This window comes from Sphingomonas sp. GW821-FHT04B01, assembly GCF_059420425.1.
Genome location: NZ_JBWKTR010000037.1, coordinates 1 through 846 on the forward strand (window position 1 = coordinate 1; position 846 = coordinate 846).

1 protein-coding gene is annotated in these 846 nt (G+C 64.1%); it reads left to right on the plus strand.

Annotation, left to right across the window (positions count from 1 at the left end):
- Positions 1-78 precede the first annotated feature (78 nt).
- A protein-coding gene (locus AC07UH_RS21495; RefSeq protein ID WP_495182213.1) for an IS5 family transposase occupies positions 79-830 on the plus strand; the annotation gives its coding sequence in 2 pieces (ribosomal slippage) (positions 79-405 and positions 408-830; 750 coding nt in all).
- Positions 831-846 lie beyond the last annotated feature (16 nt).

The window sequence follows — 846 nt, forward strand, 5'->3', positions numbered from 1 at the left end:
TAGGGCTCAAACCCAATCAGCGGGTTGAGGCGGAGTGGCTTTCCTGATTCACTGCGCGTGGATCATGGGAGGTTTGGCATGGCGCTGTTCTGGTTGTCGGACGAGGCGTGGGCGGCGATCGAGCCGCACTTGCCCAAGAACCAGCCGGGTGCTCGGCGCGTGGACGACCGACGGGTGATCTCCGGCATCCTGCATGTGCTCAAGGTTGGTTGTCGCTGGTGCGATTGCCCGGCTGAGTACGGTCCCTCGACGACGGTATACAATCGCTTCAATCGCTGGTCGCATCGGGGCTTCTGGCTGAAGCTGCTCGACGCGCTGGTTGATGCCGGCGCAGTGACGAGGAGCACCGCCATCGACAGCACCTACGTGAAGGCGCAGCGCGCCGCCTTTGGCGCAAAAGGGGGCGCTCGGCGCAAGCCCTCGGCCGCTCGCGCGGTGGCTGGACGACCAAGGTCCACGCGCTCACCGACGTCATCGGCCGTCCCTATGCGCTGATGCTTACCGCCGGCAATGTCAGCGACATCAAGGCCGCTCCCGCACTTCTCCAACGGGCTGGGCGTATGCGCTACCTGCTTGCCGACAAAGGCTATGATGCTGATCAGCTGCGGCGCTCACTGCGAGACGCTGGCGCCGTCCCCGTTATCCCTGGCCGACGTAACCGCAAGCGGATCATCCGCTACGACAAGGATCGCTACCGCGGACGTCACCTCATCGAGAACGCCTTCTGCCGCCTCAAAGACTTCCGTCGGGTCGCCACCCGCTACGACAAGCTTGCCGCCAACTTCCTCTCAGGCGTGGCGCTCGCAACAGCTCTCGCGTTCTGGCTGTGAATGAGTCTGAGCCCTA